Genomic DNA, 16,321 nt, shown 5'->3' with positions numbered 1-16,321 from the left:
TTAACGTACCTTCAGCGTTGCCAGGCCAATCAGGACCAGCATCAGCGAAATAATCCAGAAGCGCACAATCACGCGCGGTTCCGGCCAGCCTTTCAGTTCATAGTGGTGATGGATAGGCGCCATACGGAAAATACGCTGTCCGCGTAGTTTAAAGGAACCCACCTGCAGAATGACCGACAGAGTTTCCACCACAAAGACGCCGCCCATAATCACCAGCAGGAACTCCTGACGCAGCAGCACGGCGATAATGCCCAACGCGCCGCCCAACGCCAGCGATCCGACATCGCCCATAAAAACCTGCGCCGGATAGGTGTTAAACCACAAGAATCCTAATCCCGCGCCGACAATCGCCGTACAGACAATCACCAGCTCGCCCGCATGGCGTAAATACGGAATATGCAGGTAATTGGCGAAGTTCATGTTCCCGGTCGCCCAGGCCACCAGCGCAAAGCCGGCGGCAACGAAAACAGTCGGCATAATCGCCAGACCATCAAGCCCGTCGGTCAGGTTTACGGCGTTACCCGTACCGACGATGACAAAGTAGGACAGCAAAATGTAAAACAGCCCCAATTGCGGCATAACATCTTTAAAGAACGGCACCACCAGTTGGGTCGCGGGCGTGTCTTTCCCGACGAGATAAAGCGCAAAGGCCACGCCGAGCGCGATAACCGACATCCAGAAATATTTCCAGCGAGCAATCAGCCCTTTGGTATCTTTCCGCACCACTTTGCGATAGTCATCGACAAAACCGATAATGCCGTAGCCGATCAATACCACCAGCACGCACCAGACGTACGGGTTAGACGGGTAAGCCCATAACAGAACGGAAATCACAATCGCCGTCAGGATCATGATGCCGCCCATCGTCGGCGTACCGCGTTTACTGAAGTGCGATTCCGGGCCATCGTTACGTACCACCTGGCCAAAAGAGAGTTTTTGCAGACGAGCGATCATACGCGGGCCCATCCATAAAGAGATGAACAGCGCGGTCAACAGGCTGACGATGGCGCGAAACGTCAGATAAGAAAAGACGTTAAAGCCGGAATAATATTTGACCAAATGCTCGGCCAGCCAAACTAACATGAACCTTTCTCCTGTAACGCATGAACCACATCTTCCATCGCGGCGCTGCGTGATCCTTTCACTAAAATAGTCATCATTGGTTGCTCCTGAAGCAGAGCGTGTAAACGCGCAATGAGCGCGGCTTTATCGGCAAAATGTTCGCCGACGCCGCTGGCGTGGCTGATAGCCTGACTGAGTTTTCCGGTGCTTAACACGCGATCAATACCCGCCGCTTTTGCGGCCTCGCCAACCTGGAGGTGGCACGCTTCGCTTTCTGCGCCCAGCTCGGCCATATCGCCTACCACCAGCACGCGGTAGCCGGGCATTTCAGAAAGGACCTGCACAGCGGCGGTCATCGAACCGACGTTGGCGTTATAAGCGTCATCCAGTACCAGTTGGTTTTCACTTAGCTGAATCGGGAACAGACGCCCGGGTACAGCTTTTAACGCCGCCAGCCCTGCTTTAACCGCCGTCAGCGTCGCCCCCACCGCCATTGATAAAGCAGCGGCCGCCAGCGCGTTGGCAATATTGTGCCGCCCCGGCAACGGCAGCAGCACATCAATGCTGCCCATCGGCGTTTGCAGGGTAAATTCGGTACCGTGTGACGTCACGTGGATATTCGCAGCGGTAAAGTCGCTGTTTGCCGCATTCGGCGAAAAGCGCCACACCTGACGATCGCCAATAATGCTTTGCCAGTTCAGCCAGTCATTATTATCGGCATTCATAATCGCGATACCGTTCTCAGGCAAACCGGTATAGATTTCGCCTTTCGCTTTCGCCACGCCAGCCAACGAGCCGAAGCCTTCCAGATGCGCCGCCGCCAGGTTATTGACCAGCGCCGCTTCCGGGCGCGTCAGGCTAACGGTCCAGGCGATTTCTCCCTGGTGGTTAGCGCCTAACTCGATTACCGCATAGTCATAATCATGGTTTAAGCGCAGCAGCGTTATCGGCACGCCGATGTCGTTGTTAAAATTGCCTGCGGTATACAGAGTATTTCCGCACTGGCTAAGAATCGCGGCGGTCATCTCTTTGACCGAGGTTTTGCCGGACGAACCGGTTAACGCCACCACCCGCGCCGGTACCTGCATACGTACCCAGGCGGCCAGTTGGCCAAATGCCTGACGCGTGTCTTTTACAATCACCTGCGGAAGATCGATATCCAGAGGACGACTGACCAGCAGGGCGCCAGCGCCGTTCGCTTTTGCTTTATCAGCAAAATCATGCGCATCAAAGCGTTCCCCTTTCAGCGCCACGAACAGGCATCCCGGCGTCACTTTCCGTGTGTCGGTAATGACCGTATCGAGCGTGAGATCCGCCCCGCGGTGTTCGGCGCCAAGGACATCGGCAATTTTGCTGAGCGTTACGCTAATCATGCGATCGCCCCCAGCAAACGCGCTGCGGTCACGCGGTCTGAATAATCAAGACGCTGCGTGCCGACAATCTGGTAATCCTCGTGCCCTTTACCTGCAATCAGCACAACGTCATTGTCTTTTGCCTGCATAATGGCATTGGTTACCGCCTCAGCGCGGCCTTCCATTACCCTGACCTGCCCGGCGTCCAGCATTCCGGCCAGAATATCGTTGATAATGGCGCGCGGCTCCTCGGTACGCGGGTTATCGTCAGTCACCACGACGATATCCGCGAATTCTTCGGCAATGGCCCCCATGAGTGGGCGCTTACCTTTGTCACGATCCCCGCCACAGCCAAAGACGCACCACAATTTTCCGGCGCAGTGCAGGCGCGCCGCCTGCAACGCTTTTTCCAGCGCATCCGGCGTGTGCGCGTAATCCACCACCACCGTCGGTTTGCCTGGCGCAGTGAACACTTCCATCCGCCCGCAAACCGGCTGCAAACGCGCGGCGGTTTTCAGCAAATCCGTTAACGGATAGCCCAGCGCCAGTAGCGTCGCCAATGCCAGCAGTAAGTTGCTGACGTTAAACGCGCCCATCAGGCGGCTTTCGATTTCGCCTTCACCCCAGCTTGAAGCAAAACGAATCGTCGCTCCGCGGTCGTGGTACTCCACCGCCTCCGCTTTCAGCCAACGACCGTGACAGTTAGGGTTGATATGCCCTTCCATTGATACCGCGACCGCATCGGGTAGCGACGCCAGCCAGCGGCGTCCAACTTCATCATCGGCGTTGACGATTGCCTGACCGTGATGGTGGGTGGAATAAAGCATCCATTTTGCCGCCTCGTAATGCGCCATATCGCCATGATAGTCGAGATGGTCGCGGCTCAAATTAGTAAACACGGAGGCGGCAAATTTCAGCGCTGCCACGCGATGCTGCACCAGGCCGTGAGAAGAGACTTCCATCGCGCCGAAGGTCGCGCCCTGCGCAACCAGACTGGCCAGCACATGCTGAACATCCACTGCGGAACCGGTTGTGTTCTCCGTCGGGATCACTTTACCCAACAGTCCGTTACCTACCGTCCCCATCACTGCGCTGGTTTCGCCGAGCAACTGGCTCCACTGCGCCAGTAGTTGGGTGGTGGTGGTCTTGCCATTGGTGCCGGTCACCGCCACCAGACGCATGTTTTCAGATGGCTCATGGTAAAAGCGGCCCGCCAGCGCAGATAAACGCTCATTGAGCTGGCTGAGATAGACGACCGGTACGCCGTGCATTTCGCGAATCTCACCGTCGCTCGCCTCGTCTTTCGCCTCTGCAATAATGGCAGCTACGCCTTGCGCTATCGCCTGCGGGATATATCGACGCCCGTCCGCCTGATGACCCACCACTGCTACAAAGAGATCGCCCGCCGCAGCCACACGGCTGTCGAGCGTCATCTCTCGCAGTTCTCGCGCGGGTAGTCCAGCCACCCACGGAGCAAGAAGGTCGCGCAAATTACGATCTGCCACCTGTTCCCTCGCCTTGATTAATTACGAATTCATTTTTTTCGCCCGTTGTCAGCGCGTCCGGTTCGATGTTCATGGTGCGCAGAACGCCGCCCATGATGGCACCAAATACCGGCGCGGAAACGGCACCGCCGTAGTATTTACCCGCCTGCGGATCGTTGATGACAACCACCAGCGCGAAGCGCGGCTGACTCGCAGGCGCGACGCCTGCGGTGTAAGCAATGTATTTGTTGATGTAGCGACCGTCCGGCCCCACTTTTTTCGCCGTACCGGTTTTAATCGCGATACGGTAGCCTTTAATTGCCGCCTTCACGCCGCCGCCGCCCGGCAGCGCCACGCTTTCCATCATATGCACCACGGTGCGTACGGTGGATTCAGGGAAGATGCGTTCGCCGGGTACAGGCGGATCAACTTTGGTAATCGACAGCGGGCGATAAATGCCATAGCTGCCGATCGTTGCATAGACTCGCGCTAACTGTAACGGCGTTACCATTAGCCCGTAGCCGAAAGAGAAGGTGGCCCTCTCTATGTCGGACCACCGTTGTTTTTGAGGATATAAGCCACTGCGTTCTCCGACCAACCCCAAATTGGTCGCCTTTCCTAGCCCAAAACGTGAGTAAGTATCTACTAACGCTGAGGACGGCATCGCTAACGCCAGTTTGGATACGCCGACGTTACTCGACTTCTGTAGAACCCCGGTCAGGGTTAATTCGCTGTAGCGCGCCACGTCTTTAATTTCGTGGCCGTTAATTCGGTATGGAACGGTATTCAACACCGTATTTTCGTTGACGATACCGCGCTGAAGCGCGGTCATCACCACCATCGGCTTAACCGTAGAACCCGGTTCAAATACGTCGGTGATGGTACGGTTACGCATCGCGTCTTTCGGCGTACCGGCAAGGTTGTTGGGGTTATAGGAAGGGCTATTCGCCATCGCCAGTACTTCACCGGTATTGACATCGACCAGCACCGCGCTACCGGATTCCGCCTTGTTAAACGCCACCGCGTTGTTCAGTTCGCGGTAAACCAGCGCCTGTAAGCGTTCATCAATGCTTAACGCCAGGTTGTGCGCTGCCTGACTGTCAGTGGAGGAGATATCCTCAATCACGCGACCATAGCGGTCTTTACGCACGATTCGCTCGCCAGGCTGACCGGTAAGCCACTTATCAAAGCTCTTTTCAACGCCTTCAATCCCCTGACTGTCGACGTTGGTAAAACCGATGAGGTGAGCGGTTACTTCTCCTGACGGGTAGTAGCGGCGGGACTCTTCACGCAAATGAATCCCCGGCAGTTTGAGTTTTTTGATGTAGTCCGCCATGTCAGGATTTACCTGGCGCGCCAGATAAATAAAACGCCCTTTCGGGTTGGCGTTGATACGGGCGGAGAGCTGATCGAGCGGGATATTTAGCGCAGTAGAAAGCGCTTTCCAGCGATCGCCAACGCTGATGCCGCCGGCGTCATGAACTTCTTTCGGGTCGGCCCAGATCGCCTTAACCGGTACGCTGACCGCCAGTGGACGCCCGGAACGGTCGGTAATCATACCGCGTGAGGTGGAGACTTCCTGAACACGCAGCGAACGCATATCGCCCTGACGCACCAGCATATCCGGGGCGATAATCTGTAGCCACGCCGCGCGTCCAAGTAAAAAAACCAGCGCCAGTAAAATACAGCCGCACAGCAACGCAAAACGCCAACTGATGAAGTTGGTCTGTTCTTCCTGGCGTTTCGATTTTTGCGTTTTTGCCGCTGCTTTCATGCGTCGCGTTTATCCTTATTTTTGCACTACGATATTTTCTTGGGACGGATCAACATGCTGCATTTGCAGCTTTTCCGTTGCGATCCGCTCCACCCGGCTGTGATCGCCGAGCGCATTTTCTTCAAGGATCAGGTTGCGCCATTCAATGTCCAATGCATCGCGCTCCAGAACCAGTTGTTCACGCTGCGCGGTGAGTAAACGAGTATGGTGCGCCGTCGTGACCACCGTCACCGCCGTTAAAATGATGCAAATGAACAAGCAGAGTGGCAGCTTCCCGAACCGCAAAAGATCGTCACCGATCACGCCAGGCAAGGCATGGCGCTCGTTGCTTCCTATCGATCCCTTCACTTTGCTTAGGGCTTCTGTCACTCTGCTGATCATGCGTTCGTCCTCTCTGCGATACGCAGAACTGAACTACGGGCCCGAGGATTTTCAGCTACCTCTTTTTCACCCGGCATCAACTTGCCTAACGCTCGTAACTCACGACCGCCCAGTTTTTTGAGCTGCGCTTCCGTCATCGGTAATCCAGCCGGTACCTGCGGACCGCGGCTTTGCTCACGCATAAAGCGTTTCACAATACGGTCTTCCAGCGAGTGGAAACTGATGATTGAAAGCCGCCCGCCTGGGGCCAGTACGCTGAGCGAGCTTTTTAGCGCCTGCTCTATCTCCTCCAGTTCACTGTTTACCCAGATGCGCACCGCCTGGAAGGTACGGGTCGCGGGATGTTTGAATTTGTCTTTTACCGGGGTCGCCGCCGCAACCACTTCCGCCAGCTCTTTGGTGCGGGTCATCGGCTGTTCGCGATTGCGCTCAACAATGGCGCGAGCAATACGTTTGGCAAAACGCTCCTCGCCGAATGTTTTCAGCACCCAGGCGATATCCGCCTCCTCCGCCGTTTGTAACCACTCGGCGGCAGACTGGCCGCGCGTGGGGTCCATTCGCATATCCAGCGGACCGTCGCGCATGAATGAAAAACCGCGCTCCGCATCGTCAAGCTGCGGAGAAGAGACGCCAAGATCGAGAAGGATCCCGTCAATCTTGCCGGTAAGCTCGCGCTCGGCTACATAATCAGCCAACGCGGAAAAAGGTCCATGAATGATGGAGAAGCGAGGATCATTAATGGTCTGCGCAACAGCGATCGCCTGCGGATCGCGATCGATCGCCAGCAAGCGCCCCTCTTCGCCCAGTTGCGAGAGGATCAGGCGCGAGTGGCCGCCGCGACCAAATGTGCCATCAATATAGATACCATCCGGACGAATATTCAGCCCATTAACGGCTTCATCCAACAGTACCGTAGTGTGTTTAAAATTTTCCATCATCTTATAGAGACAAGTCCTGCAGCCGCTCCGATAACGTTTCGGTAGCTGACTGTTCAGCGTCGATATCTTCCTTGACCTGTTGATACCAGGTCGTTTCATCCCACAGCTCAAATTTGTTGAACTGTCCAACCAGCATCACTTCTTTCGTCAGTCCGGCATGTTGCCGCAGAACTGGCGCGATCAGTAATCGACCTGCACCATCCATCTGACATTCGCTGGCATGGCCCAACAGTAAACGCTGTACGCGACGTTCTACCGGGTTCATGCTCGACAGACGAGATAACTTTTGCTCAATAATTTCCCATTCAGGCAGGGGGTAAAGCAGCAGGCATGGGTGATGGATGTCAATGGTACATACCATTTGACCGGTAGCGCTCTCGATCAGTTGCTCCCGATAACGGGTCGGCACGGTCAGGCGCCCTTTACTGTCGAGATTGACTAACGTTGCCCCCCGGAACATGCCAGTCTCACCCCTTCTTACCACTTTATCCCACAAATTCCCACTCGAAGGAGTTTACGGAGCGGAGGAAAAGCTTGTCAAGCAAGTCACAACGCTTACCGAAGTAAAAAAGCCAATGTTTACGGCGAATATCTGCGTTGATTAATTTCCGTCCAGCGCGCAAGCCAAATTAACGTTATGAATATTTGTAAGAAAAAAACCAAAGACCCACCGCCGTTTAAAACGGACTCAATATAATCCGAGAAAAATATAAAGTGTCAGTTTGCGACGCGAGCGGCATTTTAGGACATATTGCACCGTGTTAACAGTGCCTGTTTAACGTGTGCAGCGCCTGCTATACCAGCGCCTACGAGCGACTGTCGCGCCAAAGACAAAAAGTGGCTGTTAATTCGACGATTTCTTGCCTGCTTGTAACAAAACAAGACAAAGGAAAAGACTCGTTACGTCTTAATTAGTGGAATATGGACGATTTCGGACAAAAGAAAGGTAATAAAAAAGAATTTTCGGATAATTTTAAGGAATAATCTTAATTATTTAAGGGATATTTTTACTGATACGCATTTGTTTGACGGCGGCAGAAGAGAGAGTCTTTTACCGCCGGTCCTTTAGCTACGGCTCAGAATGCCGCGACGATACAGGTTTCGCCGAATACGCGTTAAGCCAGGTTTCGGTTTACGCGGTTCATCAAGACTTGCCAGCACAATCTCCAGCACGCGTTCCGCGACATCACGATGACGCTGCGCCACCGCCAGTACCGGGCATTGCAGAAAATCCAGCAGCTCATGATCGCCGAAGGTCGCAATCGCCAAATCCGAGGGCAGTTTTCCATCGCGCCGCAGCGTAACGTCCATCACGCCCTGTAATAGCGCGAACGATGTCGTAAAGAGCGCCTGCGGCATAGGATGCGTTTCCAGCCATTTCTCAAACAGCTGCGCGGCGGCTTCGCGCTCATAGCTGTTGGCATATAAGAAATTCACCTCCCGCGGATCGTCTTTCCATGCGGTGCGGAACCCCTGCTCGCGCAGGAAACTGACGGACAACTCCGGCAGCGCGCCCAAATAAAGCACCGTTTCCGCCGGGAATTTACGCAGCTCTTCCGCCAACATCTCGGCATCATCCTGATCGGCGCCGACCACGCTGGTGAAATGTTCGCGATCCAGCGCGCGGTCGAGCGCGACGATGGGGAACGGATCGTTGGCCCAGCGCTGATAGAAGGGATGCTCCGGCGGTAACGAAGTTGAAACAATGATTGCATCCACCTGGCGTTGCAAAAGGTGCTCAATGCAGCGCATTTCGTTATCCGGCTGATCTTCAGAACAGGCGATCAGCAGTTGGTAGCCACGCTGGCGTGCCTGGCGCTCAAGATAATTTGCGATACGGGTGTAGCTCGTGTTTTCAAGGTCCGGGATCACCAGACCAATGGAACGTGTGCGTCCAGCACGCAGCCCGGCAGCCACAGCGTTAGGATGGTAATTGTGCTCACGCACTACCGCCATGACTTTTTCTACGGTTTTGTCGCTCACGCGGTATTGCTTTGCTTTACCGTTTATAACGTAGCTTGCAGTTGTGCGCGAGACACCGGCCAGCCGAGCGATTTCATCCAGTTTCACAATTGCCCCTTGTGTAAATTGTACAAACCATAACCTTTATGTCGGCATGGGTTAAAATCGTTAACATCTAAGCGCAGTTTGATCACTCCGGCAACCGCTTTTATTCCGGGTTACCACGGATTTCGCAAAAAAAAGCCCAACCGGTGATATTGGGTTGGGCGATAATTCCTGTTGGCTGATATCCGGCAAACCTGCCTGATGGCGTTACGCTTATCGGACCTGGGCCAGATATCAGCCTGTAGACCGGATAAAACGCACGCGCGTCGTCATCCGGCAAATCTGCTCAGCATAATCTTATCGCCGCGCGAAAGCCCGACGACGCCTGAACGCGCCACTTCAACAATTTTCGCCACGTCGCGCAGCGAGGCCAGAAAAGCATCCAGTTTATCGCTGGTACCCGCCAGTTGAACGGTATACAGCGTTGGCGTAACGTCAATAATCTGACCACGGAAAATTTCCGTATTACGCTTCACCTCTTCCCGTCCGTAGCCGCTGGCCTGGATTTTCACCAGCATGATTTCCCGCTCAACGTGCGCTCCCTGTCCCAGCTCGCTGACGCGCAGCACATCAACCAGCTTGTGCAGTTGCTTTTCAATTTGCTCAAGCACTTTTTCATCGCCTACCGTCTGGATAGTCATGCGCGACAACGTCGGATCGTCCGTCGGCGCGACGGTCAGGCTTTCAATATTATATCCGCGTTGCGAAAAGAGGCCGATAACCCGCGATAACGCCCCAGATTCGTTTTCCAGTAATACCGATAAAATCCGGCGCATCATCAGGTCCTCTCCGTTTTGCTTAACCACATTTCGTCCATCCCGCCCCCGCGAATCTGCATCGGATAGACATGCTCGCTGCCATCAACGGTGACATCGACGAACACCAGTCGGTTATTACGCACATGCTCAAGGGCTTCGCTGAGTTTACTTTCCAGCTCATCCGGACGGTTAATCTGCAGCCCAACATGGCCATATGCTTCCGCCAGGCGCACAAAATCCGGTAACGACTGCATATAAGACTGAGAATGGCGACCGGAATAGATCATATCCTGCCACTGTTTCACCATCCCCAGATAACGGTTGTTCAGATTCAGAACCAGTACCGGCAGTTCATACTGTAAGGCTGTCGATAGCTCCTGAATGTTCATCTGTATACTGCCATCGCCGGTCACGCAGACCACCATTTCTTTCGGCAGGGCCATTTTAACGCCCAGCGCAGCCGGTAGGCCAAAACCCATCGTGCCGAGCCCGCCGGAATTAATCCAGCGACGTGGTTTATCGAACGGGTAGTAGAGGGCGGCAAACATCTGGTGTTGTCCTACATCGGACGTCACGTAAGCGTCGCCCTTCGTCAGACGCCAGAGGGTTTCAATCACCGCCTGGGGTTTAATGCTTTCGCTTTCCGCGTCATATTTCAGGCACTGACGGGCGCGCCAGATCTCTATCTGCTGCCACCAGTCACGAATATCATCCTGCGGCTGAGACGGCGCATCCTGCGCCAGTAGCTCCAGCATTTGTTCCAGTACCAGGCGGGCATCGCCCACCACCGGGATATCAGCGTTAACCGTTTTGGATATGGACGTCGGGTCAATGTCGATGTGTAATACCGTCGCGTTCGGACAATATTTAGCGAGATTATTCGTCGTGCGGTCGTCAAATCGTACGCCAACAGCGAAAATCACGTCGGCGTTATGCATGGTCATATTGGCTTCATAAGTGCCATGCATTCCCAGCATTCCTAACGACTGGCGATGAGTAGCAGGAAACGCGCCCAGTCCCATTAATGAAGAGACCACCGGCAGGTTAAAGGTTTCAATGATGTGGCGCAGCGGCGTATAGCAGGCCGCGCTTATCGCCCCTCCCCCAACATAGACCACCGGCTTTTTTGCCGACGCCAGCGTTTGCAAGGCACGCTTAATTTGTCCTTTATGACCTGATGTTGTGGGATTGTAAGAGCGCATACTGACCGTTTCCGGCCAGGCATACGGCATTTTTTTCGCCGGATTCAAAATATCTTTTGGCAAATCCACGACCACCGGCCCAGGACGTCCGCTTGCCGCCAGCCAGAAGGCCTTTTTAAGCACCTGGGGAATATCTTCCGTCTGTTTGACCAGGAAGCTATGTTTGACCACCGGTCGGGAAATCCCCACCATGTCGCACTCCTGAAAGGCATCATAGCCAATCAATGAGGTGGCGACCTGGCCGGAAAGAATCACCAGCGGAATGGAATCCATATAGGCCGTAGCAATCCCGGTAATCGCATTGGTCGCTCCCGGTCCGGAAGTCACCAGCACCACGCCAACGTCGCCAGTGGCTCGCGCCAGGCCATCCGCCATATGCACCGCGGCCTGTTCATGACGCACCAGCACATGATCGATCCCTCCAACGGTATGTAGCGCATCATAAATATCAAGCACTGCGCCTCCAGGATAGCCGAACACCTGCTTTACGCCTTGATCGATAAGCGATCGGACGACCATCTCGGCTCCAGACAACATCTCCACGGCTTGCCTCCACTTTATACCTGTCATCACGGTTTGACGGACACCTTAACCGCTCGCTATCACGCCTGGCAATTGGGTGGAATGACGTAAAGATGGGGAAGGTTAGAATAATCAGGAGGCAAGAAGAGAAGAAATGGAGAAATACTCCGTCTGAATCACACCAGGTAATAAATAATCGCTTATAAATGCAGACTTACAGCAATTCATCTATTTTTCACAGCGACGAAAAGAATCGCTCACCGTTAATTCAGCATAAAATTTTTGATATACGATAAAAAGCAGAATAAACCAGAATTTGTTTCTGATTTATTCTGCCCGGTTTTATCGCTTACAAACAGAAACTAATAAATCTTCCATCCATTGGTGCCCTTTATCACGCCCAGCCGCTTCATGCCAGGAAAGGTAGCATGTCCGGCTATTCAGTTTTAAAGGTAACGGCAATATTTGCAGCTCCAGCGACTCCGCAAACTCTTCCGCCAGCCAGCGCGGGGCAATAGCGACCAAATGCGTCTGCGAAACCACGTTCAGAACGCTGATAAGCGCCATGCCCTGATAAGCCACGCTCGACTGTTTATCCGGCGTGTCATACCACGGCTGACTAAATGACGCATAACGATCGAGAGAAACAACCGCATGTTGTTCATTATAAACATCGCCTTCCAGTAGCGGGCCGCTAATACGCGGGTGTTTACGGCTGGCGACTAAAACCATTTCATCTTTAAATAGCGGTACGCTGGTAAACTCAGGGCGACGGAATTCTTCATAACTAATAACGAACTCGGTTTCCTGATAGCGTAACTGATGCTCAGTATTCTGATTCAACGACGCTTTAAAAACGACATGAATATTTGGAGCAATTTTTTCTACACGATTATAAATCTGTGACGTCAGGATATTATCCAGCGGACTGCACACGCAAAGATTGAATACACGTTCGCTGCTGGTCGGCTCAAACCCCGATCCCGGCAATTCATTTTGCACCAATTGCAACGCCTGACGGACTGAACCAAATAACTGAAATGCACGGGCAGTCGGCTGAATTCCTCGTCCATATCGAACAAAAAGTTCGTCATTAAACATAACCTTCAGACGCGCTACGGCGTTACTAACCGCAGGCTGCGACATTCCCAGCGTGTGGGCGGCGCGCGTAATATTCTGCTCTTGCATTACCGCATCGAACACGGTCAATAGGTTCAAATCAACCATGCGAAGCTGTGGTTTGCCCATATCTAAAAGATGCGGCTTTTCGGTTTTGACCTCTGGCATATTTAACTCCACTGTCACGCTTAACTCCCTTTTTCTGGCTGAAGGCAGAAATAATTCCTGAAAATATGATTTACCATGCATATAAAATAAGAAAAAGGGAAAGCGTTAAAATTCGGAAAACATAAAGACGCTGACAGAGACAAATAGAATGCCAGCGCAAGCGTAATGTGTCCTGAGTCACACCATTGCGATTCATAATGTTTAAATTACGCAAGCAATATAACCATAACTATGGCGAATACACAATCATACACCAAGTGAATGATCATTTAAGTTTCAATTAAATGTTTATATTATTAATAGCTAAAAAGTTAACATTAATTTATCAATAACTTTATCCTTATCCATTAAGTAAACAAGGTTATTTGTTAAAATATAAAATAAATCAAAAAGATAAACCAAACCTTTAGCATACCTTTAACAGGCCATTCCCCTAACCAATTTGCAAACAAAAATGCCTAAATATTTCAAACAATGAAAAGTATGAATGTCCACTCGTTCTTTTATCCTTTATTGGACGCGTAGCCCAGCACAATTAGCTAAAGTACGTATCCGGATATGGTCAACAAAATGCAATGGCGACAGAAAATAGAGTTGACATTAAACGGCATATCCAGTACCACTAAAAGCATAACGCATTCGCTGGAGCTGAATTAATGTCACATATCGTTCGTTTCACTGGGCTACTACTACTCAACGCATTTATTGTGCGCGGTAGACCGGTGGGCGGCATTCAACATTAAGTCAGCTCGAAGTCAAACAAAACCCGCGCCGTTGCGCGGGTTTTTTTATGCCTGACGCAAGGCGCCCCTGGAGACAAGGACCACATCATGAGCCAGCAAGTCATTATTTTTGATACGACCTTACGCGACGGCGAACAAGCGTTACAGGCCAGCCTGAGCGCGAAAGAGAAGCTGCAGATTGCCCTGGCCCTTGAGCGCATGGGTGTTGATGTCATGGAAGTGGGCTTCCCGGTCTCTTCTCCGGGTGATTTTGAATCCGTCCAAACCATCGCCCGCACCATTAAAAACAGCCGCGTTTGCGCCCTGGCGCGTTGTGTAGAAAAAGACATCGACGTCGCGGCACAGGCGCTGAAGGTCGCCGACGCGTTTCGCATCCATACTTTTATCGCCACCTCGCCAATGCACATCGCCACCAAGCTGCGCAGCACGCTGGATGAGGTCATCGAACGCGCGGTATACATGGTTAAGCGGGCGCGTAATTACACTGATGACGTAGAGTTCTCCTGCGAAGATGCTGGCCGGACGCCTGTTGACGATCTGGCGCGCGTGGTGGAGGCCGCTATAAACGCCGGCGCGAGAACCATTAATATTCCCGATACCGTGGGCTATACCATGCCGTTTGAGTTCGCGGGAATCATTTCCGGCCTGTATGAACGTGTCCCCAATATCGACAAAGCTATCATCTCCGTTCATACCCACGACGATTTAGGGATAGCAGTAGGCAACTCGCTGGCGGCAGTACATGCGGGCGCGCGTCAGGTTGAAGGCGCGATGAACGGTATCGGAGAACGTGCCGGTAACTGCGCACTGGAAGAAGTGATCATGGCGATTAAAGTGCGCAAAGACATCATGAACGTACACACCAACATCAATCACCACGAAATCTGGCGCACCAGCCAGACCGTCAGCCAGATCTGTAACATGCCGATCCCGGCCAACAAAGCGATTGTCGGCAGCGGCGCTTTCGCCCACTCTTCCGGCATCCACCAGGATGGCGTCCTCAAGAACCGCGAAAACTATGAAATCATGACGCCAGAGTCCATCGGTCTGAACCAGATACAGCTGAACCTGACCTCCCGCTCTGGCCGTGCCGCCGTGAAACATCGCATGGAAGAGATGGGTTACAAGGACACAGACTACAACATGGACCACCTGTACGACGCGTTCCTGAAGCTGGCGGACAAAAAAGGCCAGGTGTTCGACTATGACCTGGAAGCGCTGGCGTTTATTAATAAACAGCAAGAAGAACCAGAGCATTTCCGTCTGGATTACTTCAGCGTGCAGTCCGGCTCCAGCGATATCGCCACTGCTTCCGTGAAGCTGGCCTGTGGTGAAGAGATCAAGGCCGAGGCGGCGAACGGCAACGGCCCGGTCGACGCCATCTATCAGGCGATTAACCGCATCACTGGCTACGACGTTGAGTTGGTTAAATACGACCTGAACGCCAAAGGCCAGGGCAAAGACGCGCTGGGTCAGGTCGATATCGTCGTGAACCATCATGGTCGCCGCTTCCACGGCGTCGGGCTGGCGACGGATATCGTCGAATCCTCCGCCAAAGCGATGGTGCACGTACTGAACAATATCTGGCGCGCAGCCGAAGTTGAAAAAGAATTGCAACGCAAAGCTCAAAATAAAGAGAACAACAAGGAAACCGTGTAATGTCGAAGAACTATCATATTGCCGTACTGCCGGGCGACGGTATCGGCCCGGAAGTCATGGCGCAAGCCCTGAAAGTTATGGATGCGGTACGCAGCCGTTTTGATATGCGTATCACCACCAGCCACTATGACGTCGGCGGTATTGCTATCGACAATCATGGTCATCCACTGCCGAAAGCCACCGTTGAAGGGTGCGAGCAGGCGGATGCCATTCTGTTTGGCTCCGTCGGCGGCCCGAAATGGGAAAATTTGCCCCCGGAAAGCCAGCCGGAGCGCGGCGCCCTGCTGCCGCTGCGCAAACATTTCAAATTATTCAGTAATCTGCGTCCGGCGAAACTGTATCAGGGACTGGAAGCATTTTGCCCGTTGCGCGCCGATATCGCCGCTAACGGTTTCGATATCCTGTGCGTGCGCGAGCTGACCGGCGGGATCTATTTCGGACAGCCAAAAGGCCGTGAAGGCAGCGGTCAGTACGAAAAAGCCTTTGATACCGAAGTTTATCACCGCTTTGAGATCGAGCGCATTGCCCGTATCGCCTTTGAATCGGCGCGTAAACGCCGCCGTAAAGTCACCTCTATTGATAAAGCCAACGTACTGCAAAGCTCTATCCTGTGGCGTGAGATCGTCAATGATGTCGCGAAAACGTATCCCGATGTGGAACTCGCGCACATGTATATCGATAACGCCACCATGCAGTTGATTAAAGACCCGTCGCAGTTTGACGTACTGCTGTGCTCTAACCTGTTCGGCGACATTCTGTCCGACGAATGCGCCATGATCACCGGCTCAATGGGGATGTTGCCCTCCGCCAGCCTGAACGAGCAAGGGTTTGGCCTGTATGAACCGGCTGGCGGCTCCGCGCCGGATATCGCCGGGAAAAATATCGCCAATCCAATTGCGCAGATCCTGTCGCTGGCGCTGCTGCTGCGCTACAGCCTGGATGCCAACGATGCGGCAACGGCCATTGAACAGGCGATCAATCGCGCATTAGAAGAGGGCGTTCGCACCGGCGATTTAGCCAGGGGCGCTGCCGCAGTCAGTACCGATGAGATGGGCGATATTATCGCCCGCTATGTCGCAGAAGGGGTGTAAT

General features: G+C 53.2%; 14 protein-coding genes. 3 read left to right on the top strand and 11 right to left on the bottom strand.

Translation table 11 applies throughout. The features are described 5' to 3' along the window. From mraY to leuO, 11 genes are all read right to left on the bottom strand, one after another. Window positions 1–1,083, bottom strand: a complete 1,083-nt coding sequence (mraY, locus tag ACLJPE_RS14530; protein WP_000964138.1) for a phospho-N-acetylmuramoyl-pentapeptide-transferase — start codon at window positions 1,081–1,083, stop codon at window positions 1–3. Then, entirely contained in the window at window positions 1,077–2,435 is a 1,359-nt protein-coding gene (gene murF, locus ACLJPE_RS14525) for a UDP-N-acetylmuramoyl-tripeptide--D-alanyl-D-alanine ligase (protein ID WP_000626640.1), read from the bottom strand. The genes mraY and murF overlap by 7 nt, the downstream gene beginning before the upstream one ends. After that, a complete protein-coding gene (murE, locus tag ACLJPE_RS14520) occupies window positions 2,432–3,919 on the bottom strand; it encodes a UDP-N-acetylmuramoyl-L-alanyl-D-glutamate--2,6-diaminopimelate ligase (RefSeq protein ID WP_023251892.1) in 1,488 nt (495 codons plus the stop codon). The genes murF and murE overlap by 4 nt, the downstream gene beginning before the upstream one ends. Further along, complete coding sequence (gene ftsI, locus ACLJPE_RS14515) at window positions 3,906–5,672, bottom strand: peptidoglycan glycosyltransferase FtsI (RefSeq protein ID WP_000642236.1); 1,767 nt, start codon at window positions 5,670–5,672, stop codon at window positions 3,906–3,908. The genes murE and ftsI overlap by 14 nt, the downstream gene beginning before the upstream one ends. A 15-nt stretch (window positions 5,673–5,687) precedes the next feature. Continuing rightward, a complete protein-coding gene (ftsL, locus tag ACLJPE_RS14510; protein WP_000625651.1) occupies window positions 5,688–6,053 on the bottom strand; it encodes a cell division protein FtsL in 366 nt (121 codons plus the stop codon). Further along, window positions 6,050–6,991, bottom strand: a complete 942-nt coding sequence (rsmH, locus tag ACLJPE_RS14505; protein WP_000970444.1) for a 16S rRNA (cytosine(1402)-N(4))-methyltransferase RsmH — start codon at window positions 6,989–6,991, stop codon at window positions 6,050–6,052. Before rsmH ends, ftsL begins: the two co-directional genes overlap by 4 nt. 1 nt (window position 6,992) lies before the next feature. Next, complete coding sequence (mraZ, locus tag ACLJPE_RS14500; protein ID WP_000488294.1) at window positions 6,993–7,451, bottom strand: division/cell wall cluster transcriptional repressor MraZ; 459 nt, start codon at window positions 7,449–7,451, stop codon at window positions 6,993–6,995. A gap of 605 nt (window positions 7,452–8,056) precedes the next feature. Then, the gene (gene cra / locus ACLJPE_RS14495) at window positions 8,057–9,061 is read right to left on the bottom strand and encodes a catabolite repressor/activator (RefSeq protein WP_000762406.1); all 1,005 of its coding nucleotides are present in this window, start codon (window positions 9,059–9,061) and stop codon (window positions 8,057–8,059) included. 266 nt (window positions 9,062–9,327) lie between these two features. Further along, window positions 9,328–9,834: an acetolactate synthase small subunit gene (gene ilvN / locus ACLJPE_RS14490; RefSeq protein ID WP_024132263.1), complete on the bottom strand. Its 507-nt coding sequence runs from the start codon at window positions 9,832–9,834 to the stop codon at window positions 9,328–9,330. Between the two features lie 2 nt (window positions 9,835–9,836). Continuing rightward, complete coding sequence (ilvI, locus tag ACLJPE_RS14485) at window positions 9,837–11,561, bottom strand: acetolactate synthase 3 large subunit (RefSeq protein ID WP_039513871.1); 1,725 nt, start codon at window positions 11,559–11,561, stop codon at window positions 9,837–9,839. A 321-nt stretch (window positions 11,562–11,882) separates the two neighbouring features. After that, window positions 11,883–12,827 (bottom strand): transcriptional regulator LeuO, encoded by a 945-nt coding sequence (leuO, locus tag ACLJPE_RS14480; RefSeq protein WP_001115421.1) that lies wholly within the window; start codon window positions 12,825–12,827, stop codon window positions 11,883–11,885. A gap of 656 nt (window positions 12,828–13,483) precedes the next feature. Here leuO and leuL point away from each other — a divergent pair. The 3 genes from leuL to leuB all read left to right on the top strand — a co-directional run bounded on the left by leuL (window position 13,484) and on the right by leuB (window position 16,320). After that, entirely contained in the window at window positions 13,484–13,570 is an 87-nt protein-coding gene (leuL, locus tag ACLJPE_RS14475; protein ID WP_001575587.1) for a leu operon leader peptide, read from the top strand. An 87-nt stretch (window positions 13,571–13,657) separates the two neighbouring features. Continuing rightward, a complete protein-coding gene (gene leuA / locus ACLJPE_RS14470; protein ID WP_000082819.1) occupies window positions 13,658–15,229 on the top strand; it encodes a 2-isopropylmalate synthase in 1,572 nt (523 codons plus the stop codon). Continuing rightward, window positions 15,229–16,320: a 3-isopropylmalate dehydrogenase gene (leuB, locus tag ACLJPE_RS14465; RefSeq protein WP_000042325.1), complete on the top strand. Its 1,092-nt coding sequence runs from the start codon at window positions 15,229–15,231 to the stop codon at window positions 16,318–16,320. Before leuA ends, leuB begins: the two co-directional genes overlap by 1 nt. The last annotated feature ends 1 nt before the right edge of the window (window position 16,321 follow it).

This window comes from Salmonella sp. SAL04196, assembly GCF_046550835.1.
GTDB classification, from domain to species: Bacteria; Pseudomonadota; Gammaproteobacteria; order Enterobacterales; family Enterobacteriaceae; genus Salmonella; species Salmonella enterica.
This window is presented reverse-complemented; position numbering and strand designations above follow the sequence as displayed.

What these genes read in the sequence shown, in the direction of transcription:
- leuO (WP_001115421.1), bottom strand. Translation starts at nt 12,827, where the DNA reads ATGCCAGAGGTCAAAACCGAAAAGCCGCATCTTTTAGATATGGGCAAA.
- leuB (WP_000042325.1), top strand. Translation starts at nt 15,229, where the DNA reads ATGTCGAAGAACTATCATATTGCCGTACTGCCGGGCGACGGTATCGGC.
- mraY (WP_000964138.1), bottom strand. Translation starts at nt 1,083, where the DNA reads ATGTTAGTTTGGCTGGCCGAGCATTTGGTCAAATATTATTCCGGCTTT.
- ilvN (WP_024132263.1), bottom strand. Translation starts at nt 9,834, where the DNA reads ATGCGCCGGATTTTATCGGTATTACTGGAAAACGAATCTGGGGCGTTA.
- rsmH (WP_000970444.1), bottom strand. Translation starts at nt 6,991, where the DNA reads ATGATGGAAAATTTTAAACACACTACGGTACTGTTGGATGAAGCCGTT.
- leuA (WP_000082819.1), top strand. Translation starts at nt 13,658, where the DNA reads ATGAGCCAGCAAGTCATTATTTTTGATACGACCTTACGCGACGGCGAA.
- ftsL (WP_000625651.1), bottom strand. Translation starts at nt 6,053, where the DNA reads ATGATCAGCAGAGTGACAGAAGCCCTAAGCAAAGTGAAGGGATCGATA.
- mraZ (WP_000488294.1), bottom strand. Translation starts at nt 7,451, where the DNA reads ATGTTCCGGGGGGCAACGTTAGTCAATCTCGACAGTAAAGGGCGCCTG.
- leuL (WP_001575587.1), top strand. Translation starts at nt 13,484, where the DNA reads ATGTCACATATCGTTCGTTTCACTGGGCTACTACTACTCAACGCATTT.
- ftsI (WP_000642236.1), bottom strand. Translation starts at nt 5,672, where the DNA reads ATGAAAGCAGCGGCAAAAACGCAAAAATCGAAACGCCAGGAAGAACAG.
- murF (WP_000626640.1), bottom strand. Translation starts at nt 2,435, where the DNA reads ATGATTAGCGTAACGCTCAGCAAAATTGCCGATGTCCTTGGCGCCGAA.